Below are 25,848 nucleotides of genomic sequence, written 5' to 3'. Positions count from 1 at the left end.
TCGGTACCACCAGCGGATGGCCGTGCGCCTGGCCGTGTCCGGTGCAGTGGGTGTGGCCGTCGGTCTGGGTTCGGGCTTCGTCGCCGAGGGGGGTTACCGCACAGGTGCTCGCAGGCATGTGCGCTGCGATGTTCGCCTACAGCCTCCCGCTGATCTGGCTGTTCGCCCGGCTCGACGAGGACCGGACGAAGGACCACTTCGCCGAGGTGGACCCGACCCGGTCGGAGGTCGAGGTGCTCGTCGTGGGTGCGGCGCTCTCAGCACTCGTGGCGGTCGGAGTCATGCTGGTCCTCGGCCGGAGCATCGCGGATGCGGTCCTGGGGATGCTCACTGTCGGTGCGTCATGGCTGGCGGTCCACACGACGTACACGTTGCGCTACGCCAAGCACTACCTCGGCGCCGAACCGGGGTGCATCGAGTTCCAGGGCAGCGACGGCACGCCGCGGTTCTCGGACTTCGCCTATCTGAGCTTCTCACTGGGGATGGCCTACCAGGTGGCCGACACGGATCTCACGACTCCGGCGATCCGGCGCATCGTCTGGGCCCACTCCATGCTCTCCTTCCTGTTCGGCACCGTGATCATCGCCGCGTCGATCAATCTCATCGTCAACCTCGCCCAGTAGTGACCTCACCCGTGACCGCGCCGACCATTGCACGCTCCCATGCCGCGCCGGTGGGGGTTCAGGCTGCTGCGCGTGAGTAGTCGGATCGCCCGTCCCACGCGCCGTGCTCGGACAGGATCCGGAACCGCAGCGTCGTGAACTCGTGGTGGAAGTCGCGCCGCTCGCGTTCGCGCATCGCGGCCACGTGCCGCTGCGTCCCCACCCCGTGGTCGCGGCCGAAGACCATACCGGTCATCGCCCGGGTACTGCTCCAGATGGAGAACGTCGACACGGTCCGCGGCGGGCGGATCGCGGCCATCGCGAGCGTCGTGTCGGCATGATCACGGACCTGCCGCTCGACCGGACGCCCCCAGTGGATGAATCGGAGGAGCTCCGGCAGGCGCATCCGGGCGAGCGTCACCGCCGCCACCGGTTCGTCCGCGGCCGCCGCGCCGACCTCGGCCGGGAGGGCGCTGAACGCGTCGACGCTGCCCCAGCGCCGCAGGAACTCCATCCGGAGATGCCAGCCCCCGGCGAACGCCTGCCCGAGCCCCCGGCTGGCGAGGAACGCCTCGAGCGCGGCTTCGTCATCCCATTCCGCGAACATGGCCAGCCGGCTCAGCTGCAGCCGATGGGGTGAGACGACGGGGGCGCCCAGTCGCATCCCGGCCATGACCTCGGCGGCGCGCAGTCCCGGGACCCGGGCTCCCTGCGGAGGCCGCAGCAATGCGGCGGCTCCGCGCAGCGGTCCCACGTGCGCCAGATGGAACGAGTGCATGCCCCGACCCTAGCGCGCCATCCGATAATGGAGGCGGAGAGCCGTCGCCCGCCCCATCTGCAGTCGGTGATCCGTGCGGAGCACCCCCTGCTCATCGACGTACAGGTCGAAGCGCTCATGGATCGGCACCCGCGCTGCGGAGTGTCCGCGGGCATGGGAGACGACGACATAGGCGCCCGGCTGCCCGAACGCGCCGCGTCCCGAGACCAGCGAGAAACCTCCGGACCCGTGGTTGCGCGGTTCGAGGTAGACCTGGAGATTCCCGTTCTCCAGCGGGAACGCGACGTGGACCATGGGCTGCGGATCGTCCGGCAGGTGCGCGACGGCGTAGCGGCCGCTGAAGACCGTCTCCCCGGTGGCCCGGAGGGTGCGCACCCAGGCCGCCGCCTCCTGCCGACCGTCCGCGGACAGCAGCGGGATCACCGTGCTCTCCATGCCGCGGGAGACCGCCAGCGGCTGGACCGGCAACGCGAGCTGCTGCACGCGCCGGCTGAAGAGAGCGGCGACGAGAGCCCCGGCCGGCTGGAACAGCGGCGACCACTGACTCCACACGTCGATGGCCCACTGGCCGGTGTGCCCGTAGAAGCTGCGGATCGCGGCGTCGACGATGCCTGGGTCGAACCGCGGACCGGCGAGCGCGTCGAAATCGGCGAGGAGTCCGGCATCTGGGTCATCTCCCGGCTGCGGGGTGCCGGGGGAGCCGACCCACGACGTTCCGACCACCGGTCCCGGGCTCATAGGTGCAGCGAGCCACGACTCCCGGCCGCCGAGGTCGACACGGCGCCCCACGAGGCGCCACCACCTGCGGGTCGCGAGGTCCAGCGGATTGCTCTTCATGACACCGATGGTCTCAGACGGCGCTCCGGCCCGGGGCCCGACGAGTGGTCCGGCGCCGGGTGAGTGGTGCCGCGGCTGCGTGTTCCCTCACCGACACGGACTGCGGGGAATCCGGCCGAAGACCGTGCGCTGTGCGACCATCGGTCCATGGCCTCGATCCAGACCCTCAGCGAGACCGACCGCCGTACTGCAGCCCGGTGGGCGGTGGCATGTGCCGAGCGCGTCCTCCCGCTCTTCGACGCCGATACCGATGCGCAGGCCGCGGTCACCGAAGCACTCGGCCGGGCACGGGAGTACAGCCGGGGGAGAGGTTCCACAGCCGAGGAGATCGCACGACGGCTCGTCGCCGTCAAGGCCGCGAAGTCCGCAACGACGCCTGCCGGGGCCGCAGCGGCCCGGGCCGTCGGACAGGCGGCCGCGGTCGCGCACATGGGTGCGCATGCGCTCGGTGCCGCAGCGTATTCGGTCAAGGCGGTTGCGCTCGCGAATCTGGACGACCCGGAGTCGGCCGACCGCGAGGTCAACTGGCAGCTCGCACAGCTCACCGATGCGGAGCGGGCGGCGCTGCGACAGCTTCCGCCGCTCGGCGCCGACGCCTCCGGGCCGCTCGGGCCGGGGCTGCTGACGAGCGGCGTCCTCGGCACGACCATCCGCCGGATCCAGGAGCAGATCGGTTCGACGGGTCGAGCACGGAGGCTCCCATGAGCGACTTGCCCGATCTCGTTCCGGAGCTGGCCGTCAGCGATCTCAGCCGCTCGCTCGGATTCTGGTGCGATCTCATCGGCTTCACCGTCGCGTTCGACCGGCCGAAGGATCGCTTTGCCTATGCGACGCTCGGGCGGGCGCACGTCATGCTCCACCAGATCGCGCCCGGTCGTTCCTGGACCACGGGTGAGCTCGAGCCCCCGCTCGGCCGACGAATCAACTTCGAGATCCAGGTGCCCGACCTCGACCCGATCCTGCGCCGGCTGGAGAATGCCGACTGGCCGCTCTTCGCCGACCCCGAGGAGCAGTGGTACCGCGCCGGCGACGAGGAGGTGGGAGTGGTCGAGTTTCTCGTCCAGGATCCCGACGGCTACCTCCTCCGCCTGCAGACCGAGATCGGCACCCGACCGGTGTCCTCACCGGGGCACTGACACGACGGCGGTCCCGCCGCCGTAGCCGTTCTCGCTGTCCCGCGCCTCCACCTCGACCTCGGTGACGTCTGCGGGGATCTCGAACGGACCGCGGGCGCGGGTGAAGGGCTGTTCATCGGCGTGATCGTGGGTGAACTCGAACTCGGCGAGCACCGCGCCGTCGGGCGTGAGAACGCGGAATCCGTCGGCGTACCGGTCCGGGGTGTCGTAGGGCGAGGAGACCGTCACCTGATGCGGTACCCGTCGCCGTCGGCCATGAGGCCGGCCGCGAGCACCTCGGGGAACTTCTGATCGGGATCGACATCCGTGCTGCTCGAACCCGCGGTGCCCTCGGACGACTGCTGCGAGGAGGGAGCGCCCGGTTCCGGGTCGGCCGGGCCGGCGCACGCGGCGAGCAGGGCGCAGCCGGTCACGATCGCGGCGGCGAGGACGGTCCGGGATCCCATGGAGCCGACCCTAGCAATCCGGGTCGAGTCGACCGTCCGCCTGTGCCCTCGCCAGCTGCACCACTGGGTTCTCCTCCTCCGGACGGTGTGCTCCGCTCACTCCGGCCGGTGCGCCTCGATCACGAACTGCAGGGGGAGCCGCTCGGGGCGTTCCCGCAGTCGGTATCCGCGCTCCTCGTCGTCGATCATGAGCTCCGGCCACGGGCACCAGGCCGAGTACGGGACCTCCTCGAGCGCGTCGATGACCAGGCCGGCGCGCACGAGGGCGGTGACGATCTCGCCCAGGGAATGGTTCCATTGGTGGTTGCGGGTGTGCGTGATCTCCGGCGCCTCGGCCGCGATCTCGATGTAGCTGCCCTCGTCCTCCCAGGTCAGCGGCGTGTCCCGCTGGAAATACGGCTGTTCGATGCGCAGCCCGTTGCTGACGTCTTCACCGACGGTCATGAACATCGGGTGATCGTCGCGGATGAAGAACCGACCGCCGGGGGACAGCAGCGAGGCGACGACACGCGCCCACGCATCGATGTCGGGGAGCCAGCACAGCACCCCGAGCGAGGTGTAGACGAGGGCGAAGCTCCCCTCGACCGCGCTGCGGGCGTCGTAGACGTTGGCCTCGACGTACTCGATGTCCGCCGCGCACGACTCGGCGATCTCCCGCGCATGCGCGATCGACGCGCCGGACAGGTCGACGCCCACCACGCGGGAGGCCCCGAGGCGGGACAGACCCACGGTGTCGGTGCCGAGGTGGCACTGCAGGTGGATGACCGCGGCGCCCCGCAGGTCGCCCAGCCGGTCGACATCGGGGGCGAGTGTGGAGGGGATCGCCTCGGGGTCGTCGATGAGTTCGGGGATCCCGTACCCGGATGCCTGGTGAACGGCCGCCCGGTCGTCCCAGTTCTTCCGGTTGTCCTCGAACCAGGTGGTGCTGTCGGGAGAGGCGTGGGGAGTCATGCGACGAGCTTATCCGGCTCCCGGCTCGTCACTCACCGGTCGGCCGTCGCCGGGTCGACTTGATCTCCGCTCGCCGCTTCTTCGCCGCCAGCCGTCGCCTCTCCGAGCCGCGCGTGCGGCGAGTGGGTCGGCGGGCGGGCGGCGGCGGTGCGAGCGCCTCGCGCAGGAGGGTGCCCAGCCGGGCTCGGGCGGCGGCGCGGTTGCGGATCTGTGCGCGGTGCTCGGACGCCTCGATGGTGAGGACGGTGCCGACGAGACGGTCGTCGAGGGCCCGGAGAACGCGCCGGCGCTGGGTCTCGGTGAAGGCAGGGGAGGACCCGAGGTCGATCGACAGCTGGACTTTGCTGTCGGTCGTGTTGACTCCCTGGCCGCCCGGGCCGGACGACCGCGCGAACCGCTCGGTGAGGTCAGCGGCGGGGGTGACGAGGCCGCCGGGGATCCCGGGGCCGGACTCGATCCTCAGCGGGTCCATGCGAGAGGTCCCGGCTTCCCCGGTCCCGCCGTGGTCGGGCTCATAGGCGCGTCCTGTTCCGGGGAGCGCGGCTCCGGCGGATCTGGTGGAGGAGCAGCAGGACGGATCCGCCGCCGAAGAGCACGAGGAACAGGACGCCCGAGATCAGCACTGGCAGCTGTCGTTCGCCGAACGGCGACGGGGTGATGAACGACGATGCGATCATCGCCGCGCCGGTGGCGCCGAAGGCCATGGACCCGATGAGAGCGCCGATCCGCGCGGCGGGCTCGTGCGATCGGTTCGACTTGGCGATGGCGGCGGCGAGCACGCCGACGGAGAACGCGATGCCGACCGCCCCGACCCAGGGATTCCCGGCGAAGAGGATGAGGACGACGCTGACCGCGGCGAAGGCGAGGGCGATGACGACCATGAGGAACGCCTCGCGGCGCTCCCGGCGCATGTACTGCTCTCCCTCGAATCCGTCCACGGGGGCCAGGGTAGCAAGGGGGACCGAGTACCGAGAACGGGAACCTACCGGCTGCTCACCCCGAGTGCTGCGCCGAAGGTCGCGCTGTCCTCGAGTGCCTCGAGCATGCACGCAGCGAGGTCGGCGCGCGGGATCGATCCGCGCAGCTTCCCTGCATCCCCGGTCTCGAGCGCCTGCCACCGACCGGTCGTGGGTTTGTCGGTCAGACCTGCGGGACGCACGATCGTCCAGTCGAGTCCCGACTCCCTCACCGCTGATTCCTGCTCGTCGTGATCGGCGAGCGGCTTCGCGAGGACCAACGGTGCGATGAGGTTGAGCGGCTTCGGCAGCTGCGAGGCGGAATCGCCGGCGCCGAGCGACGACTGGACGAGCAGTCTGCGCACGCTGGCCTGCTGCATCGCGGCGATCACGGTCCGCGTGACGGCGGCCCGCTGATGCCGCACGCCTTTGGCTCCACCGACGGTGACGACAACGGCATCCGCGCCGGTGATCGCAGCAGTGACGAGCCCGGGGTCGGTCGCGCTCCCGATCGCCTTCACCGCTCCGCTCGGCGCCGTGCCGCTGCGGGAGACGACGGTGACCGCATGCCCGGCGGAGAGTGCAAGCTCTGCGAGCCGGAGACCCGTCCCCTTTGAACCGCCGATGATGGTGAGCTTCACAGGGCCCCCGTTTCCTCGTGGTGGATGCATTGTCCGGTCAGGGACCGATCCTAGCCGGATGGGCACCGGGCGGCGGCGGGCCCGAAACCGCCGCGGCCGCGGTGCATGGCCGGATCCGCAGAGTCGGATCATGAACTCCTCGGCCCGCATTTCAGCTGGTCAGGACCGTGTCCGTGGGTCCCGGTACCGTGATTGTCATGACCACCGAGCAGCGCGTGCGAACCGGCGAGGATCTCGCCGCACTGCGTGATGAGCTGGCGCATCTTCCGCCGGTCGCGACCCAGGCACAGGCCATCGATCGGATCCGCGTTCTCGAAGAGCTCAAGGCTGCCGCAGTCGCTGCGCAGGTTCGTGCGGCGAACGATCTCGCGACGATCCGCGAGGACGACGAGGCCGCCCGCGGGGTCCCGCAGGCCAAGCGCTGTCGGGGACTGGGAGCGGAGATCGGCCTCGCGCGGCGGGAATCCCCGGCCCGCGGTGCGCGCTTCCTCGGACTCGCCCGGTCCCTCGATCACGATCTGCCCCATGCCTTCAACGCGCTGAGCGCAGGGGTGATCTCGGAGGAGAAGGCCCACGTCCTCCACCGGGAGACGTCGTGGCTGTCCCCGGAGAAGCGGCGGCGGGTCGATGAGTTCATGGCGGACCGCCTCGACACGACCGGCGTGCGCAGACTCGGTGCGGAGGCACGCGCTCATGCTCAGCGTCTCGACCAGGTCGCCGCGGTGGAGCATCTCGACCGGTGCGCCGCCGAGCGCCGCGTGAGCGTGCGTCCCGCTCCCGGAGGGATGGCCTACCTGACCGCGCTCCTCCCGCTCACCCAGGCCGTGGCGGCCTACTCGAACCTGCGGAAGACGGCCGCCGCGATGGTGGGAACCGGCGAGGCCGGCGGCCGGAGCATGACCCAGACCGCGGCGGACCTGCTGGTCGAGCGCGTGACGGGTCAGGCCGCCGCGGATGCGGTGCCTGTTGAGGTGCAGCTGGTGATGACCGACGCAGCTCTCGTCGGCGAGGGTGAGCACCCGGCGTGGATCCCCGGTCATGGTCCTCTTCCGGCGGGGTCCGCGCGCCGGATGCTCCGGACGAACGAGGCGGGAGTGTTCCTCCGCCGGCTGTTCACCGCTCCCGGCTCAGGACAGCTCGTCGGAATGGATTCGCGTCGGCGGGAGTTCACCGGGCTGCTGCGCCGGCTGGTGATGATCCGCGACGACGTGTGCCGGAGCCCGTTCTGCGATGCGCCGATCCGACACATCGACCATGCGACCCCTTACCGAGAGGGCGGGGCGACCGACATCCGGAACGCCTCGGGACTGTGCGCGGCATGCAACTACGCCAAGGAGAATCCGGGATGGATCCACGCGGCGGTGCCGGAGCGGCTGACGGTACGGACGCCGACCGGACACCACTACTCGGTGGACACCCCGCCGATGGTGATTACACAGACTGACCTCGTCAGCCCGAAGGCCGCCGCCGGGACGGATGCGCATGCCGATCCCACCCGCGCCGGACCGGCCGAGGGGGATTTCGACGGTGGAGCGGACCGCGAAGCCGGGGAGGATCGCGAAACCGGGAAGAACATCGCAACTGGAGTGGACCGCGAAGCCGGGGAGGATCGCGTAGTTGGTGAGGTCAGGGATGTCGGCCGAAAGCGAGACGTCGACGACGAGCACCCGCCCGCCGGCAGGATCCTCAGTATGGCCGAGCATCTGTTGCGGTCCCGTATCGGCGAGTACCCTCTGGCGTCGTGATGACGGCTGCAATGGGCGCCCGGTGTGCGGCGGCGTTCGGAACCCGGCTGACTGGCTGCGGGACTGAATTCACAAGGTTGCGCAGCTGGAGTTCCGTAGCTCCGCAGCTGAAGCCGCGCGGTTCCGGAACCGCGCCGGAACCGTCATGCGGCATGGGCGCCCGTGCCTCCGACTTCGTGGACTCCGTGGCGCGTGGCAGTGAAGAGTCCGACGAGCCGCACCCCGTTCTCCGGGAGAACGAGCGATGCAGTGCGGTGCCAGCGGAGTGCGACGTCATCGGGGATCGTCGCGTAGCACGAGAGGGCGACGAGCATGCCGGGCACTCCGATCTCCGACAGCAGCGCGAACCTCTCCTTCCGCTCGAGGGCGGAGCAGCGCCACTGCATACTCTCGAACACGATCGGCGAGGGGAATGGGACAGCGTTCTCGTCACAGGGGAGGACGAGCAGAGAATTGTTCGCCCGATCCCGCATGCCGAGGATGAGGTCGACGACATCGCAGGCGAGGCCGGGAGTGGTGAGGGGGAGTTCGGGCCAGTTCGAGGGGAGGTCTGCAAAGCTCATGCTCAGATCCTGCTGCTCGACGAGTGCCGCGGGAAGAGCCGATCCGACTGTGTGGATAAGTGCTCATCCTGAGGTCACAGGCGGCAGCGGCTCCGGTGAGGACTCGCCGAATCCGTGCTGCCGCCGGACACCGGCGCAGTCGATGTAGACTGGTCCGGTACGCGGGCGTAGCTCAATGGTAGAGCGCCAGCTTCCCAAGCTGGATACGCGGGTTCGATTCCCGTCGCCCGCTCTCTCGGCCTCACCGGCCCCGCTTCGCGAACCTCGCCCGGCGCTCGAGGATCGTCTCGATCGGCACCCGCAGCCCTTTGGCGCTCAGGGCCAGCCTCTCCCCGGGAATTCGCACGGAGAGCTCGAAGTACTCCTCCGAGTTCTCCTTCATCGTCCCCGACATCCGCACGTCCCTCCAGGGGTGCAGCGTGCCGGTCCCGTCCGCATGGGCCCGCCACAGCCCCTCCGGGGTCAGCGCGAACACGACCCCATCGTGCATCGCTACGCCGATCCTCTTCTCCATGCCATCGATGATCCAGCGGGGTGCGAAAACCATGAGGAACACGAACTGGAGAGTGCCGAAAACGAGCATGAACCAGTTGACGGAGTCCCCGCGCAGCGACACCCACGCGATCACGACGAACGCGATCACGGAACCGACCCGGATGAGCAGCGGGACACGCAGATCACGGATCAGCTCGAGCGTCCGGCGGTCGCCGGTCGTGTCGTAGGTGACAGTGAGGGATTCGTCCTGCGCGGGCATCATGCTTCGCATACTGTCACAGCGCGACCGCCTATGCTCGTCCCATGAGCACCCCATGGCAGTCCCCGGAGCCGTACCCCGGCACCGCCGCAGCGTCAGCACCCGTCCCACCAGCCCGGTCCGGGCGCACCGGGATCTTCGGCGGGCCGTTCGGAATCACCGCACTCATCATCGCTCTCGCAGCCTGGGGCCTGTCGATCGCCCGGTCCGCCGTCATGGTGATGCTGCCGCTGAGCGGGAACTTCCCGACGAATCCCGCGACCTACACCCTCATCAGCGGAGTCGGCGCGGTCATCACCGCCGTCGTCGCGCTCATCGCGATCGCGTTCGGCATCGTCGCGCTCTTCCGCGGTCGCCCGCGGAGGACGGCGGCGGTCATCGCCCTGACGATCGCAGGAGTCCTCCTCATCGACATCGTCGTCAACATGGTCATCGGGTTCTCCACCGGACTGATGTTCTCGCGGTTCTGACCGCCCGCCGAACCACGCCGATGTCGACCCGTCGCGTCCTCGTCCTCCTCAACCCGCACGCGACGCGCGACCGGCGGGCGATCAGCACGGCCCTCACCGCAGGAACGCGACGACTCGGGCTCAGCGTGCCCGACGGTGCCGACCAGCAGGCGCAGTTCGCCCACGCTCGCGCGGTGGTGGACAGCGGGGTGGACGCCGTCGTCGTCATCGGCGGTGACGGCACCGTCGCCGCGGGTGTCGCGCTCGTCGCCGGCACCGAAACGCCTCTCGCCGTGATCCCGGCAGGCACCGGCAACGACTTCGCCCGCGCCGCCGGCATCCGTACCCGCCGGCCCGGTCCCCGCCTCGCCGAGGTCCTCACTCGGCTGGCGGAGGGTCCGCTCACCGCGCGGGCCGTCGACGCTCTCCGCCTCGGCGTCGTCACCGACGCTGAGGGCGCGAAGGCTTCCCTCGACCTCTGGGTGGCGAACTCGGTGAACATCGGCTTCGACGCGCTCGTCAACCAGCGTGCCAACACGCTGCGTCGCCTTCCCGCGGCGGGACGCTACCTGGTGGCGCTCGCCGCGGAGCTGCCGGGGTTCCGGACCGCCGAGTTCGGCATCTCCTGCGACGGCGAGCAGATACGGACGACGCCGGCCGCCCTCGTCTGCGTGCAGAACGGCCCGACGATCGGCGGCGGCATCCCTCTCTCACCCGGTGCGGACCTCGCCGACGGCCGGGCCGAGGTGAGCATCGTCGGTGAGCTGCCCCGCGCGGCGCTTGCCGGGCTCTTCCCCTTCGTCTACCTCCGCGCCCACCGCCTCCTCGCCCCGCTGCGGCAGCGGAGCGCCGTCCGGGTGCGCGTGGCGGTCCCGCACGGCGTTCCGGTGTTCGCCGACGGCGACGAGGTGCTCGCCGGCTCCGAGGGCGGGGGAGTCGTCGACGTCACCGTGGTGCCCGGAGCGGTACGGCTCCTCACCTGACCGCGCACCGGACCGATCGGGACGCGGCCCGTCAGAGCACGGGCGGGTCGTCCTCGGCGTGCGGCGGCGGTGCGGCATGCGCGAGCGCGTCCCAGTCCGCCTCGAGGAGCTCGGGCAGTCCGTCGACGACGAGGACTGCGCCGGCGGCTTCGAGCTCCGCCGGCCCGAAGCCCCCGGTGCGCACCGCGATGCAGGGTGCTCCCATGCGGGCCGCCGCGACGATGTCGTAGGGTGCGTCGCCGATGACGATCGCACTCGTGCCGCCGGCCTGGTCGAGCGCGGCGCGGAGGATGTCCGGTGAGGGCTTCGAGGAGACGGCGTCGCCTGAGGAGGTCGCGGCGGCGATGTCGTGCTCGCCCAGACCCACCTTCTCCATCGCGAGCGCCGTGTGTTCGGGACTGCCCGAGGAGCCGAGGGCCACGGTGAAGCGCGCGCCGAGGAACTCGACGAGCTCGCGCGCGCCCGGCAGCGGCCCCACGTCCTCGGCGATCTCCTCGTACTTCTCCCCGTGGGCCTCGCGCAGCGCATCGCCGAGGCGCTCCTCGACCGCGTCCCCGGCCACGGCGGCGACGAGCCGATCGCCGCCCATGCCGATCGCGCGGTGGATGCGCCACATCGGGAGGTCGATGCCGTGATCGCGGAACGCGCGGTGCCAGGCGATCGCGTGGTGGTAGGTCGAGTCGATGAGGGTGCCGTCGACGTCGAGGAGGACGGTGTCGTGTCGCATGATGCTCCTCCTCAGCGGACGATGAATCCGGTGCTCGGCGTCGATCCGTCGCTCGGCTCCGCGTGGACGGATGCGACCTGGGCCGCCGGCGGACCCGTGCGGCACCAGTCGATCATCGCCTCGATGGCGTCGCCCGGGCCGGCGAACAGCGCCTCGACAGTGCCCGAGTCGGTGTTGCGGACCCAGCCGGTGACCCCGCGCGCCTCTGCCTCGCGGCGACACGATTCGCGGAACGACACCCCCTGCACCTCGCCGGTGACCACGACCTGCACTTCTCGGAGGTCCGTCCGGTCCGGAGTCTGCTCGGAGTTCGTCATGATCACCAGCCTAGCCGCGGGGCGGCGCCGCCGGGAGGGCTGTGCGCGGTCTCGATAGACTGCACCGGTGACCGAAACCGAGCGCATCGACCTCAGCACCCGGACCGTCGGCGACGGCGATCGCCGCGTCGTATTCCTCCACGGGCTGTTCGGCCGGGGGAAGAACTTCACCCGGATCGCCAAGGGCCTGCAGCCCGAATGCACGAGCCTGCTCGTCGACCTGCCCAACCACGGCGGCTCCGAGTGGACCGCAGACTTCGACTACCTCGACATGGCCGACCATGTCGCGGCCGAGCTCCGGGCCGACTTCGCCTCCGAGGGTCCGGTCGACGTCATCGGCCATTCGATGGGCGGCAAGGTCGCGATGGTCCTCGCCCTGCGGCACCCCGATCTCGTCGACCGGCTCGTCGTCGAGGACATCTCCCCGGTCGGGACCGACGCGGACGGCGCGAAGGCCTCGGGCGACAGCGAGTTCGACCACCTGCTCTCGAGCCTCCGTGCCCTCGACCTCGACGCTCTCGACGGACGATCGGCGGCGGACGACGCGCTCGCCGGGCCGATCCCCAATCGCACCGTGCGCGGCTTCCTCCTCCAGAACCTCCGCTCCGGCGAGGAGGGGCTGAGCTGGGAGCCCAATCTCGAGCTCCTCCACGACTCGCTCGGCACCATCGGGGGCTTCCCCGACCTCGGCGACGCGCGGTTCGAGCGCCCGGTGCTGTGGGTCGGCGGTGCGGACTCCGACTACATCCGCCCCGAGTACGGGGATGCGATGCGCGCGCTGTTCCCGCGCGCCGCGAGGGTGATGATCAAGGGCGCCGGGCACTGGATCCACTCCCAGAAGCCCGAGGAATTCATCGCGGTGCTCCGGGGGTTCCTCCTCGACGACCGGGACTGAAGTGCCGGTGGGCGCGGCAGAGCAGCGCCTCGAGCACCCGGCTGCCTCCCCGGAACCCCGACCGCAGCGAGACCGACCTCGCCCCGGAGATCCGCGCTTCGACAGCATCGAGGGTGCGACGGGCGCGACCGCGATCGGCGGAGCGGCGGTCGTGGGCCGCGGGTGACAGGATGATCGTGACGAGGTGCGTGGGCGGCAGCGGCCACCGCTGAGGGATGAAGGTCGCGCGGACGTCGTCGATCTCGGACCACCTGAGGAACGAGCGCCGCGTGCGGTGACCGGTGCGTCCGGTGTGCTCGGCCATCCCCTCGGGGGTGAGGATGAGGGACGGGCGCGCGGCGAGAAGCGCGAGGATCGACGGGATCCCGATGATGCCGAAGAGGACGAATCCGGCGACGAAGACCCAGAGCAGCGGATTGAGGACGACCTGCCAGGTCTCCTCGCCGCGGACCACCTCGAGCGCGGTGACGGCGAGTGCGAGGCCGGTGAACCCGGCGAAGAGGACGGCGCCGCACAGTCCGGCGACCACGCGCCCGACGCCCATCGGGATCTCGACACTGCCGGTCCGGAGCAGTGTCGCCCACAGCGCCTCCACCCGCCCGGCCTCCTTCGAGGAGAGCGGTCGACCGTTCCGACTCACTCCGCGGCCCTGATCATCGGGGTCTCCTTCGGGACGGGCGGCCCGCCCGCTGCGCGCCGACCTCTCCCACGGTACCGTTCGCTCATGGGTTTCAGCCGCGCCGAGCTCGAGGGGTACCGAGACACCACCGTCCCCGATCTCCTCCCCGATCCGCTCCGACTGCTGTTCGTCGGGATCAACCCGGGACTGTGGACCGCAGCCACCGGAGCGCACTTCGCCCGGCCCGGCAACCGCTTCTACCCCGCGCTCCACCGGGCCGGCATCACCGCCTCGCTCATCGACGCCTCGGCCGGGTTCACGGATGCCGACCTCGCCCAGCTCACCGAGCGCGGCATCGGCATCAGCAACATCTGTCCGCGCGCCACCGCCCGCGCGGACGAGCTCACCGCCGAGGAGCTCCGTGAGGGTGCGGCGCGGCTCGACCGGCTCGTCCTCGAGCAGCGGCCGCGCGTCGTCGCAGTCCTCGGCATCACCGCCTACCGGACCGCGTTCGGACTCCCGCGCGCGAAGGTCGGGAGGCAGCCCTCGCCGTGGCCGGACACCGAGCTGTTCGTCGCCCCGAACCCGAGCGGCCTCAACGCCCATTCGAGCCTCGACGACCTGGCTGCGGCCTACCGGGAGATCGCGCTGGCAGCAGGTGCCGTCGCACCCGACTGACCGGCCGGTATCCGCTCAGAACTCGCGCACGGCCTGTCGGTGCACGCAGGCGAACAGCTCGAACGCGACCCGAGTGCCGTGCCGGTACCCATCATGGAGTGCGACCGCCCGGGGGCCGAAGAACCGGGATTCGGCCGGTCGGAGCCGTCGATTCGTCGCCCGCTGATGAGCGATGTGCCGGTCGAAGGTCTCCGGGGTGAGGACGAGGGTCACCAGGCGGGTCGGAGGCATCGGCCAGCGGAGCGAGGGGATATTGGTGAGGATGACGGCTTCGACAGCGGTGCAGGGAAGGAAGCCGTGGCGAAGGCATCGGCCGGGGAGTCCGACCACGCGGAAGTACCCCTCCCGTGTCAGCACGAGAGAGGGCCGGTTCGCGATGGCCACCGTCGCCGCCGGGATGCCGAGCACGCCGAACAGCACGAAGCCGGCGACGAAGATCCAGAACATCGGGTTGAGGAGGATGTGCCACGTCTCCTCGCCCCACATGACCGCCTGGACGTTGACGACGATGGCGAGCGCGGCGAGCCCGGCGAAGACCACCGCTCCGATGAGGAGGAGCACCGAGCGCCCGGTGCTCATCGAGACCTCCAGGTGCCCCGTGCGGGTGAACGTGCTCCACTGCTCCTCGACGCGGCGCGCCTGCGCCGGGCTCAGCGGCTTCGGCTCGGCCCTCACTCCCGGCCGCAGTCGATGGTGACGCACCCGGGCTGCTCCTTGAGCGGCATCTCGGCCGAGCCGTGGAAGCCGAGGCCCGGGGAAGCGGTGATCATGGCGGGTCTCCTCGTCGAGGGGAGGCCCGCACCGTGCGGGCCGGTGCTCCCGACGGTACTCGCCGGGGTCCCACCGGGGCAATGAACGCGCAGGTCAGTCGTTGACCTGCTCGTTGACCTCGACGGAGTGGACGCCCTCGATGTCGTGAAGGATCTCGAACACCCCGCGCTCCACACCGCTCTGCCGCGGGGTGAATCGGAGCTCGGCCTCGATGAGATGCCGGCCGCCGTTCGGGACGCGCCGGGTGTGGTTGAGGGAGGACTCGTAGCCCTGGCGCGAGGTCTGCTCGAGGATGTCGCGGAGCACACCCTTGCCGTCCTCGTACTCGACGGTGAAGTGCTCGGCGAGCTCGGGCCTCCTGAGCTTCTCGACGAGCGCGTTCACCACGGTGACGGTGAGCAGGTAGAACACGACGGCGAGCGCGCCGATGAGCGGCATCCCCGCCCCGCACGCCATTCCCACCGACGCGCTCACCCAGATCGAGGCGGCGGTGGTGAGTCCGGACACGACGTTCTGCCGGACGAAGATCACGCCGGCGCCGAGGAAGCCGATCCCGGTGGCGATCTGGGCGGCGATCCGGCCGGGGTCCCGCACGGTCTCGTCGTCGACCATCCCCGCGAAGCCGTAGACCGAGACGAGGGTGAACAGGGCGGACCCGAGGCCGACGAGGATGTGCGTGCGCGCTCCGGCGCTCTTGTGCCGGACCTCGCGCTCGATGCCGATGATCGCCGCGAGGACGAAGGCGCAGCCGAGGAGCACCGCCTGCGTCGCGATGTCGCCCGGGATCACGTCGAAGTCCATGGTCTGCCTCCTGTGGGATCACCCTAGGCCCGGCCGCGAGCGCCTTGCGGTATCCGCGCCGGGGTGGAGGATGGGACATCTATGGACACGACGACGCGAACCGGGAGCATCTGGTGCGGGATCGATCTCGCGGCAGACCCGCGGAGAACCGGCCTGGCATTCCTCGTCGAGGATCCCGCGGACCACCGCGTCCACATCGACAGCGTGGCCGTCGGCGCGGATGACGACACCGTCGTGGCCGCCGTGGTCCGCGCCGACCGGACCGGGGTCGACGTGCCCTTCGGATGGCCGCAGCCCTTCGCCGCGCTCATCGCGGCCCACGCCCGCGGAGACGTGAGCGCCGAGCTGCCGACCGGGGACGGGTGGCGCAGGCATTTGGCGATGCGCACCACGGACCTCGTCGTCCGCGCACGGGCCGGGGTGGTGCCGCTGAGCGTGTCGACCGACCGCATCGCCCATCCGGCCTTCCGCTGGGCCGCCGTCGCCGCGCGGCTCCGCGCGCACGGCGTCGATACCGCTCGGGATGGAACCGGGTCAGCCTGCGAGGTGTATCCGGCCGCCGCCCTCAAGGTCTGGGGACTTCCGCATCGGGGGTACAAGGGCAGGGACCACGACGCGCGTCGGCGGGACCTCGTCCGCCGGTTGGCGGACATGCTCCCGTGGCTCGAGTGGCACGGGTACGACGAGCTCTGCGCCGACAGCGACGACGCCGTGGATGCGGTCCTCTCGGCTCTCCTCGCGCGCGAGGTCGCCGGCGGCCGCTGCCTCCGCCCCGAACCGGAACAGGCCGAGGCGGCTCGCGTGGAGGGCTGGATCTGCCTGCCGACCGGAGACCCGGCCGCCCCGCCTCACTTCGCCTCGGCGTAGGACCTCACCGTCGCGACGGTGAGCGGGAACTCGACGGGAGCTGCGCCGAACAGCAGCCGTCCGGCCTCGGAGGCCGCCGCGGAGACGAGTGCGCGGACCGCCTCGGCCTCCTCCTCCGGGCCGTGGAGCACGATCTCGTCATGGACGAAGAACACCATCCGGGTCCGCAGGGGTCGCCCGTCCGGGGTGCCGGCGAGGAGCCGCCGGCGCACCCCGCCCATCCAGCACAGCGCCCATTCGGCGGCCGTGCCCTGGATGACGAAGTTCCGGGTGAACCGACCGTGGGAGCGGCGCAGGGAGCCCGCCCGCGATTCGGCCTCCGCCGTGCTGACGTCGGCGACCCGTTCCCACCACCGCTCGTCCGGCACCGGCGAGGTCCGGCCGAGCCACGTCGCCACCCGCTCACCCCGCTCGCCGGCCCGCGCCGCGGATTCGACGAAGTCGAGGGCCACGGGGAACAGCCGGCGCAGATGGGGGACGAGCGCCCCGGAGTCCCCGGTCGTCGAGCCGTACATCGCGCCGAGCAGGGCGATCTTCGCCCGCGAGCGCTCGCTCACCGCCGACCCGGCACGCCGTCCGAGCTCCGCGACGCCGAGGTACATGTCGCCGTCGCGGCCGGCCTGCGCGAGCGCCCGGTCCCCGGACATCGCCGCGAGGATCCGCGGTTCGACCTGGGAGGCGTCGGCGACGGTGAGCGCCCACCCCGGGTCGGCGCGCACCGCATCGCGGACGGTGCCGGGGATCTGCATGGCGCCGCCGCCGTGCGCGGCCCAGCGTCCGGTCACCACCCCGCCGACGGCGTAGGAGGGGTGGAACCGGTCGTCCTCCACCCACGCATCGAGCCACTGCCAGCCGTTCGCGGTCCACAGCCGGTGCAGCGTCTTGTACTCGAGCACCTCGGCGATGAGGGCGTGCCGCTGCTCGGCGCGCGCTCCGCCCTCCTCCGCCCAGGCGAGCAGATCCCATTTGCTCGTCGACCGCACCGGGACGCCCGCGGTGTGGAGAGCGCGCAGCAGCGAGGGCTGGGAGTCGGGATTGACGTCGGGCACCTGGAGCGTCGCCGCGATCCGGTCGGCGAGGGCCTGCATCCGCTCCGGGCGCGCGCCGTCGACCGGACGTGGCCCGAGCGCGTCCGCGAGGAGGCGCTCGTGGACATCGCGTCGCCAGGGGAGGCCGGCGCGGTGCATCTCGACCGCGATCATCCCGCCCTGCGACTCCCCGGCGAGGAGCAGGAGGAGCCGCTGCGGGTGCCGACTGCCGGCGACGGCGCGCAGCTGCGCGGCGAGCTCGGCGGCGAGCTGCTCGGCCGAGGGCTCCGGGGCATCGTCGCCGTCCGCCGGCGCATCGAACAGCGATCCCTGCCCGGGGTCCACCCGCGGCACCACCCGCTCCTCGGCCGGCTCCGGGGGCGTCGGGTCGAGCGGGACGACGGGGGAGTAGTCGACCCCGGTGAGCGGCAGGGCGGCGGCATCCCGGAGGATCCGCTGGCACAGGCTCAGATCCCAGCAGCGCGCCGGGACGATCCCGGCGGCGAGGAGCGGCGGATACACCTGGGCCGTCTGCGACCACACCCAGCGGATCGCCTCGGGCCGGGGCGCTTCTGCGGCGAGCGAGCGCACGAGCTCCGGCAGGTGCTCGAGCGGGGCCTCGCGGCTGCCGACGGTCCGGTCGTCCTCGACGAGGAGGGCCTGCCACGCCGGCGCCTCGGATCCCGAGGGGCCGGATGCGTCGGGGGCGGAACCGGCGGGGCCGAGGACGATGTGCATGCCCCCATTATCGTCACCGGCAGTTCCCCCGGCGTTCGGGTGCGAGCGCCACCCGACTGTGACAGGCTCGAGGTGGCGCGCCTCACACCCGGCCGCCGTCCACGTCACCGAACCACGGAGGATCCATGACCACCACCGACATGACCGGCCACACGATCGTCGTCACCGGAGCCGGCTCCGGCATCGGCCGGGCCACCGCCCGCCTCCTCGCCTCGCGCGGGGCCCATGTCGTCGTCGCCGACATCGCCGATTCCGCGCACGAGACCGTCGAGCTCGTCACCGGAGCCGGGGGCGAGGCGACCGCCGTCGTCGCAGACATCTCCGACGAGCAGGCCGCCGCCGATCTCATCGCACTCGCCGCCGAGCGCGGCGACCGCCTGGGGCTCGTCAACAACGCCGGGATCATGGACGACTTCTCCGGGGCCGCCCACGTCGACACCGCGCAGTGGGACCGGATCCTCCGGGTCAACCTCACCGCCCCGATGTACCTCATCCGCGCCGCGATCCCGGTCATGCTCGAGCGCGGCGGCGGCGCGATCGTCAACGTCGGCAGCTCGGCCTCCCTGCGCGGGGGCGCCGCCGGTGCCGCCTACACCTCCTCCAAGCACGGGCTCATCGGCCTCACCCTCAACACTGCCTACACCTACGGCAAGCAGAGCATCCGCTGCAACGCGGCCTGCCCGGGCGGAGTGGAGACGAACATCATGTCCGGCACCGACATGTCCGCGATGGATCCCGAGCACGGGCTCGCCGCGATCACCCCGGTCCACCAGAGCGCGATCCGCAACGCCAAGCCCGAGGAGCTCGCCCAGGTCATCGCCTTCCTCGCCTCGGACGCCGCCTCCGACGTCAACGGCGCCGTGATCCCGGTCGACGCCGGCTGGTCCGCCGGCTGAGCGGCACCCCGATCACCGCGCACCCCGCACCGGCCGGGCCCCACCGGCACACCGCACCCGCGCCCGGGGAATCCGCGGCGTTCCACTTCACCTCGACGTGGACGGCTCCGGTGCCGCCTGCGCGGGTGTGGGAGGAGCTCATCGCGGTCGAGCACTTGCCCCGGTGGTGGCCGGGGATCCGCAGCGCGCGGGTCCTCGCCGACCCCGGTGAGGGCGCGCCCGGGCGGCGGGTGGCCCTCACCATCGGCAGCCCGCTCGGACACCGCCTGCGCTTCGCCCTCGAGCTCACCGAGGCCCGCCCGCCGGAGCGCGCCCTCGTCCGCGCCGCCGGCGACCTCCGCGGCACCGGGCGGCTCACCGCGACCGAGGCGGGTGCGGGTACCGCACTCACCATCACCTGGTGCGTGGTGAGCCGTCGCCGCCTCGTGCGCGCACTGCGACCGCTCGCACCCTGGGCGCACGGCCGGGTCATGGCCGCCGGGGAGCGGGGACTGCGGGAGCGGCTGGCCTCCGGCTGAGCATCCGCCGAGTCCTCGAGGCCGTTCCATCGACAAGGTGCCTTGTTCCTGGAAGAGTGGGGGTACACGTCGATGGGAAGGAACCCGCCATGAATGACACCACCCGCACCTCCGAGGCCGAGCTCCGCGAGAAGGTCCGGGAGCTCATGAACAACACCCGGATCGCGATGCTCACCTCGGTCGACACCGACGGCACGCTCGTCTCCAGGCCGATGGGCACCCAGGAGGTCGTCGAGGACGGCGACGTCTGGTTCATCACCTCGGTCGGCTCCGACGTCGTCGACGAGCTCGCCCGCGACTCGGAGGTCAACGTCGCCTACTCCGGGAAGTCGAGCTGGGTCTCCGTCTCCGGCACCGCGGCGGTGATCCGCGACGTCGAGAAGCAGAAGGAGCTGTGGAACACCTTCACCTCCGCCTGGTTCTCCGGCGGCGCCGACGACCCGGACGTGCGCCTCATCCGCGTCACTCCGCGCACCGCGCAGTTCTGGGATTCCCCCGGCGGCGTGCGGACGATGGTGTCGATGATCGCCGCTGCCGCGTCGAAGGGCACCCCGCAGGCTGGGGAGTCCCGCACCGTCGACATGTGAGGTGACCGGGTCGCCGGTCGGAGGGCCGGGCCGGCTACTGCTTCCGCGCCTTCGCGGCGGCCTTGCGGGTCTTCTTCGTCTCGCGCACCTCGGTGAGCGTGTGCTCGTCGACGACATCGGCGATCGACAGGCGGGCTGCGGCGTCCCCGTACTCGCCCGCCGCCTCGCGCCAGCCGTCGGCCGCGAGGCCGAACTGCTTGCCGAGCAGGGCGAGGAAGATCTGCGCCTTCTGCTCTCCGAATCCCGGCAGCGCCCTGAGGCTGCGCAGCACCTCGGGACCATCCGGGTCACCCGCGGTCCAGATCGCCGCCGCGTCGCCGTCGTAGTCGGCGCAGATCGCGGCGGCGAGCTTCTGCACCCGCTCGGCCATCGACTTCGGGAACCGGTGGACCGCCGGCTTCTCCCGGAACGCGGCGAGGAACGCCTCAGGGTCCATGTCCGCGACGACGGCGGGGGAGTACCCGCCCAGGCGCTCGGCGAGCTTCGCGGGGCCGGCGAACGCGGACTCCATCGTCACCTGCTGATCGAGGAGCATGCCGGTGAGCAGGGCGAAGGGGTTCTCCGCGAGGAGCGCGTCGGCGGCGGGATCGGTGGAGAGGTAGAGATCGCTCATGGGCACCATTGTGCCCGGTAGCGTGGTCCCATGCCCGTCGATCCCTCCGGCCTCGTCCACGTCCACGACGCCCGCCTCCACAACCTCCGGCACGTGACGACCGCGTTCCCGCGCGGCCGCCTCGTCGCCTTCACGGGCGTCTCCGGGTCCGGCAAGTCCTCGCTCGCCTTCGGCACCCTCCACGGGGAGGCGCAGCGGCGCTATCTCGAATCGATCGCCCCCTTCGCCCGCCGCCTCATCGGCTCCGCGGTCGACCCGCGGGTCGAATCCGTCACCGGCATGCCGCCCACGGTCGCCCTCGAGCAGCGGCACACCGCGGCTCGACCGTCGGCACGATCACGACGCTGTCGAACGCGATCCGGCTCCTGTACTCCCGCGCCGGCGATCATCCCGCGGATGTCCTCACGCGCGGCTCGGCGCTCCACGGGGGTCGGCTGACCTCGGACGCCTTCAGCCCGAACACCCCGGAGGGGATGTGCCCGCGATGCCACGGCGCCGGGGTCCTCCACGAGCCGACCGAGGACTCGATGGTTCCCGACCCCGCGCTCTCGATCGCGGACGGCGCGATCGCCGCCTGGCCGGGAGCGTGGCTCGGCAAGAACTTCCGGGACATCCTCCGCACCCTCGGCATCGACATCCACGCCCCGTGGCACACCCTGCCCGCCGACACCCGCGAATGGATCCTCTTCACCGAGGAGCAGCCGGTCGTCACGGTGTCCCCGGAGCGCGAGGCCGGCCGGATCCAGCGCGACTACCAGGGCAAATGGTCCTCCGTGCGCCGCTACCTCCTGCACACGTACCACGACACGAAATCGGAGAAGACCCGGGCGCGCGCCCTGCGGCACTTCGACACCCGGACGTGCCCGGCCTGCGACGGCCACCGGCTCGGTGCCGACGCGCTGCGGGTGACCTACCTCGATGAGCCCGTCCACGCGCTCATGGCCCGCACCGCAGCGGACGTCCACGCCCGCCTCACCGCACGCCTCGCCGCGCTGCCGGCAGGCGAGGGGACCCCGGAGGAGGAGGCCGAGAGGATCCTCCTGCCGGCCGCGCTCCCCGTGCTCGACACCACCGTCCGGCTCGGCCTCGGACACCTCTCGCTCGACCGGCCGGCCGCCACCCTGTCCGCCGGCGAGCTCCAGCGCCTCCGGCTGGCCGCCCAGCTCCGCTCCGGCCTGTTCGGCGTCGCCTATGTCCTCGACGAGCCCTCGGCCGGTCTCCATCCGACGGAGAAGGGCGTCCTCCTCGATTTGTTCGACCGGTTCCTAGCCGAGGGCAACTCCGTCCTCCTCGTCGAGCACGACATGGGCCTCGTCGAGCACGCCGACTGGGTCATCGACGTGGGTCCCGGCGCCGGCGTCGAGGGCGGGCGGATCCTCCACTCCGGGCCGGTCGCCGAGCTCTCCGAGGACAGCGGCTCGATCACCGCGCGCTACCTCGGCGCCCCGGCGCCCGCCCTCCGGACCGCGGCCGAAGCCCGCACCCCGCGCGGGCGGCTGCGGCTCGAGGGCATCACCGCGCGCACCCTCGACGACCTCGACGCGGAGTTCCCGCTCGGCGTGCTCACCGCCGTCACCGGGGTGTCGGGGTCGGGCAAGTCGACGCTCGTCACCCACGTGCTCGGCCGGGTGCTCGCCGGTCGCGTGCGCACGACCGTCGTCGAGGACGGCGGGGAGGACGCCGCGCCGGAGGACGCGCCGCGCATCCGGAGCGTCACCGGCGCCGAGGCGGTCGACCGCCTCGTCCACATCACGCAGAAGCCCATCGGGCGCAGCCCTCAGTCGTGCCTCGCGACGTACACCGGGCTGTTCGACCGGGTCCGGCAGCTCTTCGCCGGGACCCCGGAGGCGCAGGCGCGCGGCTGGGGCGTGGGCCGGTTCTCGTTCAACGTCCCCGAGGGGCGCTGCCCCACGTGCTCGGGTGAGGGGCAGATCGAGGTCGAGCTCGTGTTCCTCCCCGGCAGCTACGCCCGCTGCCCGGACTGCGGAGGCGCCCGCTACACCGCCGAGACCCTCGAGATCACGTGGAACGACCGCACCGTCGCCGAGGTCCTCGACCTCACCGTGCGCGACGCCCGGCCGGTGTTCGCCGGCGACGCCCGCATCACCCGGGCGCTCGACGCGCTCGCCGCCGTGGGACTCGGGTACCTCACCCTCGGGCAGCCGGCCACCGAGCTCTCCGGCGGGGAGGCGCAGCGGATCAAGCTCGCCACCGAGCTCCAGCGCGCGTCCCGCGGCCACACGGTGTACCTGCTCGACGAGCCGACGACCGGACTCCATCCCGCCGACGTCGACCTCCTCGTCGCCGAGCTCGAGCGTCTCGTCGATCAGGGGAGCACGGTCGTCGTCGTCGAGCACGACATGCGGGTTGTCGCCCGCGCCGACCACGTCATCGACCTCGGGCCGGGGGCGGGTGCCGCCGGCGGCCGGATCGTCGCCGCCGGGTCTCCCGCCGAGGTCGCGGCCTCCGGGACCGCGACCGGGACCTGCCTGGCGGGCCGGGCGCCGGACGGCGGGCGGGAATAAGCGGCCGTCGCGGTGCGGTTGGGCTGAGTGGACCATTCGAACCCGAGACCGTGGAGGCATCGTGAGAGCACCCGCCGACAGCACGAACCCGAAGTTCGCCGAGTACGCCCATCCCGAGCGTCTGGTGAGCACGCAGTGGGTGGCCGACCACCTCGACACCCCGGGCGTCGTCATCGTCGAGAGCGACGAGGACGTGCTGCTCTACGAGACCGGGCACATCCCCGGCGCGGTGAAGATCGACTGGCACACCGAGCTCAACGACCCCGTCACCCGTGACTACGTCGACGGCGCGGGCTTCGCCGCGCTCATGGGGTCCAAGGGCATCGGCCGGGACGAGACCGTGGTGATCTACGGCGACAAGTCCAACTGGTGGGCCGCATACGCGCTGTGGGTCTTCACGCTGTTCGGCCACTCCGACGTGCGCCTCATGGACGGCGGACGCGCCCTGTGGCAGGCCGAGGGCCGCGAGCTCACCACCGCGAAGCCCGAGCGCCCGCAGGTCGACTATCCCGTCGTCGACCGCGACGACTCGGCCATCCGCGCGTTCCTCCCCGAGGTCCTCGAGAGCATCGGCACCGTTCCGCTCATCGACGTCCGCAGCCCCGACGAGTACACCGGGAAGCGCACCCACATGCCCGACTACCCCGAGGAGGGCGCCCTGCGCGGCGGCCACATCCCCACCGCGCACTCGGTGCCGTGGGCGAAGGCCGCGAACGAGGACGGCACCTTCCGGTCGGCCGCGGAGCTCCGCGCGCTCTACCGCGACGACCTCGGCCTGGGCGCGGACTCCGACGTCATCGCCTACTGCCGGATCGGCGAGCGCTCGAGCCACACGTGGTTCGTCCTCCACCACCTGCTCGGCTTCGACCGGGTGAGGAACTACGACGGCTCGTGGACGGAATGGGGCAACGTCGTCCGTGTGCCGATCGTGCGCGGCGAGGAGCCGGGGGAGGCTCCCCGACGATGACCGAGGCCGCACCCCTGCCCGGCGGTCTCCAGGAGATCGCCGACGACTTCGCCGCGATGCCGGATCCGGACAAGCTCCAGCTCCTCCTCGAGTTCAGCCAGGAGCTCCCGGACCTCCCGGAGCGCTATGCCGAGCACCCCGAGTTCCTCGAGCCGGTGCCGGAGTGCCAGTCGCCGATCTTCCTCGTCACCGAGGTCGACGACGACGCGGAGCGCACCGTGCGCCTCCACTTCAGCGCCCCGCCCGAGGCGCCCACCACCCGCGGGTTCGCCGGGATCCTCCACGAGGGGCTCGACGGCCGGCCGGCCGCGACCGTGCTCGCGGTGCCCGCCGAGCTGCCGCTGCGCCTGTCGCTCGAGGACCAGGTGAGCCCCCTGCGGCTGCGGGGGATGAGCGGGATGCTCGCCCGGATCCAGCGCCAGGTCCGCGAGAGGACCGCCGGATGACGACGGGCACGGAGCGCCGCCCGCTGTGGGTTCTGCCCCTCGACCTGGTCCGCGGCTTCCTCATCGGCCTGGCCGAGCTCGTCCCCGGGGTCTCCGGCGGCACGGTCGCCCTCGTCACCGGTGTCTACGACCAGCTCATCGACTCCGCCTCCCACGTGCTGTCCGCGCTCAAGCGGCTCGTCGTCGGCCCGGACCGCTGGACCGGATTCCGGGAGGAGCTCGCCCGCACGCAGTGGATGCTCATCGTCCCCGTGCTCATCGGGATGGCCGCCGCCGTGCTCACCGCGGCCGGGATCATGGCCCGCTTCGTCGCCGACCACCCCGAGGCCTCGCGCGGACTGTTCTTCGGGCTCGTCGCGATGAGCATCCTCGTGCCGGTGCTCATGCTCCCGTCCCGGGACGCGCCGACCGCCGGCACCCGGCTGCTCGACGCCGGGCTCGTCGTCGCCGCCGCGGCCCTCGCCTTCGTGCTCATCGGATTCGCCGACGGCGGCGCGCAGGCAGACCCGTCGCTCGTCGTCGTCTTCTTCGCCGCCTCGATCGCGATCTGCGCTCTCGTCGTCCCCGGGGTGTCCGGCTCGTTCTTCCTCCTCGCCGTCGGCCTCTACTCGACGACGATGGGAGCGCTCGACGACCGGGACCTCGGCTACATCGCGGTGTTCGGCCTCGGCGCGCTCGTCGGTCTCGCCTCGTTCGTGCGGCTGCTCAAGCACCTCCTCACCCGGCATCGCCGCCTCACCCTGCTCGTCATGACCGGGCTGATGATCGGCTCGCTCCGCGCCCTGTGGCCGTGGCAGGCCGCGTCCGGCGGCGACGAGAGCGCCCCCGGTGCCCTGCTCGCGCCCTACGACCCCGTGCTCGGTCCGGTGCTGCTCGCCCTCCTCGGCGCCGTGGTGGTGGGTGCGCTCGTCGTGTTCGAGCGGAGATTCTCGCCCACGGTCCACGAGATCGAGGAGGAGGAGGCCGCGCGCGAGGCCGCCCGGCGGGACCGGAAGGACGCCGCGGACGGTTGAT

32 protein-coding genes, 1 tRNA gene and 1 pseudogene are annotated in these 25,848 nt (G+C 71.8%); 17 read left to right on the top strand and 17 right to left on the bottom strand.

Annotated features, from left to right (window positions below; translation table 11 throughout):
* Nucleotides 1-41 precede the first annotated feature (41 nt).
* Nucleotides 42-623, top strand: a complete 582-nt coding sequence (locus C1A17_RS04330; protein WP_342750294.1) for a DUF1345 domain-containing protein — start codon at nucleotides 42-44, stop codon at nucleotides 621-623.
* Between the two features lie 58 nt (nucleotides 624-681).
* Here the strand turns inward: C1A17_RS04330 and C1A17_RS04325 are convergent, their stop codons facing one another.
* Nucleotides 682-1,380 (bottom strand): hypothetical protein, encoded by a 699-nt coding sequence (locus tag C1A17_RS04325; protein ID WP_101651055.1) that lies wholly within the window; start codon nucleotides 1,378-1,380, stop codon nucleotides 682-684.
* 9 nt (nucleotides 1,381-1,389) lie between these two features.
* A complete protein-coding gene (locus C1A17_RS04320) occupies nucleotides 1,390-2,217 on the bottom strand; it encodes a hypothetical protein (protein WP_101651053.1) in 828 nt (275 codons plus the stop codon).
* A gap of 147 nt (nucleotides 2,218-2,364) precedes the next feature.
* On the opposite strand from C1A17_RS04320, the gene C1A17_RS04315 reads away from it, so the two are divergent.
* Together C1A17_RS04315 and C1A17_RS04310 are read left to right on the top strand one after the other, a co-directional pair.
* Nucleotides 2,365-2,922 carry a putative immunity protein gene (locus tag C1A17_RS04315; RefSeq protein ID WP_101651051.1) on the top strand — a complete coding sequence of 186 codons (558 nt, stop codon included), beginning with the start codon at nucleotides 2,365-2,367 and terminating at the stop codon, nucleotides 2,920-2,922.
* Nucleotides 2,919-3,353 carry a bleomycin resistance protein gene (locus C1A17_RS04310; protein ID WP_101651049.1) on the top strand — a complete coding sequence of 145 codons (435 nt, stop codon included), beginning with the start codon at nucleotides 2,919-2,921 and terminating at the stop codon, nucleotides 3,351-3,353. The genes C1A17_RS04315 and C1A17_RS04310 overlap by 4 nt, the downstream gene beginning before the upstream one ends.
* Here C1A17_RS04310 and C1A17_RS04305 read toward each other — a convergent pair.
* The 6 genes from C1A17_RS04305 to C1A17_RS04280 all read right to left on the bottom strand — a co-directional run bounded on the left by C1A17_RS04305 (nucleotide 3,339) and on the right by C1A17_RS04280 (nucleotide 6,347).
* Nucleotides 3,339-3,581 carry a hypothetical protein gene (locus tag C1A17_RS04305; RefSeq protein WP_101651047.1) on the bottom strand — a complete coding sequence of 81 codons (243 nt, stop codon included), beginning with the start codon at nucleotides 3,579-3,581 and terminating at the stop codon, nucleotides 3,339-3,341. The two genes, C1A17_RS04310 and C1A17_RS04305, sit on opposite strands and share 15 nt — an antisense overlap.
* Nucleotides 3,578-3,799 (bottom strand): hypothetical protein, encoded by a 222-nt coding sequence (locus C1A17_RS04300; protein ID WP_101651046.1) that lies wholly within the window; start codon nucleotides 3,797-3,799, stop codon nucleotides 3,578-3,580. Before C1A17_RS04300 ends, C1A17_RS04305 begins: the two co-directional genes overlap by 4 nt.
* Before the next feature lie 96 nt (nucleotides 3,800-3,895).
* Nucleotides 3,896-4,750, bottom strand: a complete 855-nt coding sequence (locus tag C1A17_RS04295) for a class I SAM-dependent methyltransferase (RefSeq protein ID WP_101651044.1) — start codon at nucleotides 4,748-4,750, stop codon at nucleotides 3,896-3,898.
* A 28-nt stretch (nucleotides 4,751-4,778) separates the two neighbouring features.
* Nucleotides 4,779-5,222 (bottom strand): alternative ribosome rescue aminoacyl-tRNA hydrolase ArfB, encoded by a 444-nt coding sequence (arfB, locus tag C1A17_RS04290; protein WP_101651042.1) that lies wholly within the window; start codon nucleotides 5,220-5,222, stop codon nucleotides 4,779-4,781.
* Between the two features lie 40 nt (nucleotides 5,223-5,262).
* Nucleotides 5,263-5,688, bottom strand: a complete 426-nt coding sequence (locus C1A17_RS04285) for a hypothetical protein (protein WP_146000573.1) — start codon at nucleotides 5,686-5,688, stop codon at nucleotides 5,263-5,265.
* Nucleotides 5,689-5,732: 44 nt separating this feature from the next.
* Entirely contained in the window at nucleotides 5,733-6,347 is a 615-nt protein-coding gene (locus C1A17_RS04280; protein ID WP_180953208.1) for an NAD(P)-dependent oxidoreductase, read from the bottom strand.
* A 197-nt stretch (nucleotides 6,348-6,544) separates the two neighbouring features.
* Here C1A17_RS04280 and C1A17_RS04275 point away from each other — a divergent pair, with 197 nt between their 5' ends.
* A complete protein-coding gene (locus tag C1A17_RS04275; RefSeq protein WP_101651037.1) occupies nucleotides 6,545-8,092 on the top strand; it encodes an HNH endonuclease signature motif containing protein in 1,548 nt (515 codons plus the stop codon).
* 143 nt (nucleotides 8,093-8,235) lie between these two features.
* Here C1A17_RS04275 and C1A17_RS04270 read toward each other — a convergent pair whose 3' ends face one another.
* Nucleotides 8,236-8,655 carry a hypothetical protein gene (locus tag C1A17_RS04270; protein WP_101651035.1) on the bottom strand — a complete coding sequence of 140 codons (420 nt, stop codon included), beginning with the start codon at nucleotides 8,653-8,655 and terminating at the stop codon, nucleotides 8,236-8,238.
* 161 nt (nucleotides 8,656-8,816) lie between these two features.
* Between C1A17_RS04270 and C1A17_RS04265 the strand changes: the two genes are divergently transcribed.
* Nucleotides 8,817-8,887 (top strand) — tRNA-Gly (locus tag C1A17_RS04265).
* 9 nt (nucleotides 8,888-8,896) lie between these two features.
* Here the strand turns inward: C1A17_RS04265 and C1A17_RS04260 are convergent.
* Nucleotides 8,897-9,412, bottom strand: coding sequence for a hypothetical protein (locus C1A17_RS04260; RefSeq protein ID WP_101651033.1), 516 nt, complete (start codon nucleotides 9,410-9,412; stop codon nucleotides 8,897-8,899).
* Nucleotides 9,413-9,453: 41 nt separating this feature from the next.
* Here C1A17_RS04260 and C1A17_RS14140 point away from each other — a divergent pair, with 41 nt between their 5' ends.
* Nucleotides 9,454-9,879, top strand: a complete 426-nt coding sequence (locus C1A17_RS14140) for a hypothetical protein (RefSeq protein ID WP_180953207.1) — start codon at nucleotides 9,454-9,456, stop codon at nucleotides 9,877-9,879.
* A gap of 20 nt (nucleotides 9,880-9,899) precedes the next feature.
* Nucleotides 9,900-10,841 carry a diacylglycerol/lipid kinase family protein gene (locus C1A17_RS04255; protein ID WP_180953206.1) on the top strand — a complete coding sequence of 314 codons (942 nt, stop codon included), beginning with the start codon at nucleotides 9,900-9,902 and terminating at the stop codon, nucleotides 10,839-10,841.
* 31 nt (nucleotides 10,842-10,872) lie between these two features.
* On the opposite strand, the gene C1A17_RS04250 is transcribed toward C1A17_RS04255, so the two are convergent.
* Nucleotides 10,873-11,568, bottom strand: a complete 696-nt coding sequence (locus C1A17_RS04250) for an HAD family hydrolase (RefSeq protein WP_101651028.1) — start codon at nucleotides 11,566-11,568, stop codon at nucleotides 10,873-10,875.
* Between the two features lie 11 nt (nucleotides 11,569-11,579).
* Nucleotides 11,580-11,885 (bottom strand): acylphosphatase, encoded by a 306-nt coding sequence (locus C1A17_RS04245; protein WP_101651026.1) that lies wholly within the window; start codon nucleotides 11,883-11,885, stop codon nucleotides 11,580-11,582.
* Nucleotides 11,886-11,952: 67 nt separating this feature from the next.
* Here C1A17_RS04245 and C1A17_RS04240 point away from each other — a divergent pair, with 67 nt between their 5' ends.
* Nucleotides 11,953-12,780 (top strand): alpha/beta fold hydrolase, encoded by an 828-nt coding sequence (locus tag C1A17_RS04240; protein WP_245873420.1) that lies wholly within the window; start codon nucleotides 11,953-11,955, stop codon nucleotides 12,778-12,780.
* Here the strand turns inward: C1A17_RS04240 and C1A17_RS04235 are convergent.
* Nucleotides 12,737-13,420 (bottom strand): hypothetical protein, encoded by a 684-nt coding sequence (locus C1A17_RS04235; RefSeq protein ID WP_146000572.1) that lies wholly within the window; start codon nucleotides 13,418-13,420, stop codon nucleotides 12,737-12,739. The two genes, C1A17_RS04240 and C1A17_RS04235, sit on opposite strands and share 44 nt — an antisense overlap.
* An 84-nt stretch (nucleotides 13,421-13,504) precedes the next feature.
* Between C1A17_RS04235 and C1A17_RS04230 the strand changes: the two genes are divergently transcribed.
* A complete protein-coding gene (locus C1A17_RS04230) occupies nucleotides 13,505-14,077 on the top strand; it encodes a mismatch-specific DNA-glycosylase (RefSeq protein ID WP_101651022.1) in 573 nt (190 codons plus the stop codon).
* A 15-nt stretch (nucleotides 14,078-14,092) separates the two neighbouring features.
* Here the strand turns inward: C1A17_RS04230 and C1A17_RS04225 are convergent, their stop codons facing one another.
* Together C1A17_RS04225 and C1A17_RS04220 are read right to left on the bottom strand one after the other, a co-directional pair.
* The gene (locus tag C1A17_RS04225; protein ID WP_101651020.1) at nucleotides 14,093-14,752 is read right to left on the bottom strand and encodes a hypothetical protein; all 660 of its coding nucleotides are present in this window, start codon (nucleotides 14,750-14,752) and stop codon (nucleotides 14,093-14,095) included.
* 189 nt (nucleotides 14,753-14,941) lie between these two features.
* Nucleotides 14,942-15,649, bottom strand: a complete 708-nt coding sequence (locus C1A17_RS04220) for an MgtC/SapB family protein (RefSeq protein ID WP_101651017.1) — start codon at nucleotides 15,647-15,649, stop codon at nucleotides 14,942-14,944.
* Nucleotides 15,650-15,730: 81 nt separating this feature from the next.
* Between C1A17_RS04220 and C1A17_RS04215 the strand changes: the two genes are divergently transcribed.
* Nucleotides 15,731-16,516, top strand: coding sequence for a DUF429 domain-containing protein (locus C1A17_RS04215; RefSeq protein WP_101651015.1), 786 nt, complete (start codon nucleotides 15,731-15,733; stop codon nucleotides 16,514-16,516).
* Here the strand turns inward: C1A17_RS04215 and C1A17_RS04210 are convergent.
* Entirely contained in the window at nucleotides 16,498-18,282 is a 1,785-nt protein-coding gene (locus tag C1A17_RS04210; RefSeq protein ID WP_101651014.1) for a bifunctional 3'-5' exonuclease/DNA polymerase, read from the bottom strand. The genes C1A17_RS04215 and C1A17_RS04210 overlap by 19 nt on opposite strands.
* Before the next feature lie 125 nt (nucleotides 18,283-18,407).
* Between C1A17_RS04210 and C1A17_RS04205 the strand changes: the two genes are divergently transcribed.
* The 3 genes from C1A17_RS04205 (at nucleotide 18,408) to C1A17_RS04195 (ending at nucleotide 20,283) form a co-directional block, all read left to right on the top strand.
* Nucleotides 18,408-19,178 carry an SDR family NAD(P)-dependent oxidoreductase gene (locus C1A17_RS04205; RefSeq protein ID WP_101651012.1) on the top strand — a complete coding sequence of 257 codons (771 nt, stop codon included), beginning with the start codon at nucleotides 18,408-18,410 and terminating at the stop codon, nucleotides 19,176-19,178.
* Complete coding sequence (locus C1A17_RS04200) at nucleotides 19,163-19,696, top strand: SRPBCC family protein (protein ID WP_101651552.1); 534 nt, start codon at nucleotides 19,163-19,165, stop codon at nucleotides 19,694-19,696. The genes C1A17_RS04205 and C1A17_RS04200 overlap by 16 nt, the downstream gene beginning before the upstream one ends.
* Before the next feature lie 89 nt (nucleotides 19,697-19,785).
* Nucleotides 19,786-20,283 carry a pyridoxamine 5'-phosphate oxidase family protein gene (locus C1A17_RS04195; protein ID WP_101651010.1) on the top strand — a complete coding sequence of 166 codons (498 nt, stop codon included), beginning with the start codon at nucleotides 19,786-19,788 and terminating at the stop codon, nucleotides 20,281-20,283.
* 34 nt (nucleotides 20,284-20,317) lie between these two features.
* Here C1A17_RS04195 and C1A17_RS04190 read toward each other — a convergent pair whose 3' ends face one another.
* Nucleotides 20,318-20,896 carry an HhH-GPD-type base excision DNA repair protein gene (locus C1A17_RS04190; protein WP_101651008.1) on the bottom strand — a complete coding sequence of 193 codons (579 nt, stop codon included), beginning with the start codon at nucleotides 20,894-20,896 and terminating at the stop codon, nucleotides 20,318-20,320.
* Nucleotides 20,897-20,926: 30 nt separating this feature from the next.
* On the opposite strand from C1A17_RS04190, the pseudogene C1A17_RS04185 reads away from it, so the two are divergent.
* The 4 genes and pseudogenes from C1A17_RS04185 (at nucleotide 20,927) to C1A17_RS04170 (ending at nucleotide 25,847) form a co-directional block, all read left to right on the top strand.
* Nucleotides 20,927-23,421: pseudogene (locus C1A17_RS04185) on the top strand (excinuclease ABC subunit UvrA).
* A gap of 61 nt (nucleotides 23,422-23,482) precedes the next feature.
* The gene (locus tag C1A17_RS04180; protein WP_101651006.1) at nucleotides 23,483-24,388 is read left to right on the top strand and encodes a sulfurtransferase; all 906 of its coding nucleotides are present in this window, start codon (nucleotides 23,483-23,485) and stop codon (nucleotides 24,386-24,388) included.
* Nucleotides 24,385-24,834 carry a SufE family protein gene (locus C1A17_RS04175; RefSeq protein ID WP_101651004.1) on the top strand — a complete coding sequence of 150 codons (450 nt, stop codon included), beginning with the start codon at nucleotides 24,385-24,387 and terminating at the stop codon, nucleotides 24,832-24,834. Before C1A17_RS04180 ends, C1A17_RS04175 begins: the two co-directional genes overlap by 4 nt.
* On the top strand, nucleotides 24,831-25,847 hold the full coding sequence (locus C1A17_RS04170) for a DUF368 domain-containing protein (RefSeq protein ID WP_101651002.1): 1,017 nt from the start codon (nucleotides 24,831-24,833) through the stop codon (nucleotides 25,845-25,847). Before C1A17_RS04175 ends, C1A17_RS04170 begins: the two co-directional genes overlap by 4 nt.
* Nucleotide 25,848: the final 1 nt, after the last annotated feature.

The sequence above is a fragment of the Brevibacterium ihuae genome (genome assembly GCF_900184225.1).
Lineage (GTDB): Bacteria > Actinomycetota > Actinomycetes > Actinomycetales > Brevibacteriaceae > Brevibacterium > Brevibacterium ihuae.
The sequence above is the reverse complement of the archived record's forward strand: the minus strand, read 5'-3'. Positions and strand labels throughout refer to the sequence as shown.